Origin of the sequence: Pseudomonas sp. 43(2021) (genome assembly GCF_017490805.1) — a bacterium.
Classification (GTDB): domain Bacteria; phylum Pseudomonadota; class Gammaproteobacteria; order Pseudomonadales; family Pseudomonadaceae; genus Aquipseudomonas.
Map to the genome: position 1 here is coordinate 1 of NZ_JAFGYJ010000656.1, position 234 is coordinate 234.

Consider the following 234-nt stretch of genomic DNA (forward strand, 5'->3'; position numbering starts at 1 on the left):
TGGTCTGGCCCTTGCCGTCGGTGTGGCTGATTACCTGGCCGTAGACGTTGTAGGTGAAGGTTTCCGCAGTACCGTCCGGGTGGCTGATGCGCAGCACTTCACCGTCCGGCTTGCGCTCCAGCGTGGTCGTCTGGTTCAGCGCATCGGTCACCGCGACGAGGTGCTGACGCTCGTCGTAGCGGTACCAGGTGCTCTTGCCCGAGCAGTCCTGATAAAGCTCGACCTGGGCCAGGG

The 234-nt window shown here is 63.7% G+C and carries 1 pseudogene; it reads right to left on the reverse strand.

Features of this window, described 5'->3' with window-relative positions:
- Positions 1–234: pseudogene (locus J5M71_RS29155) on the reverse strand (RHS repeat protein); the annotation flags it as partial.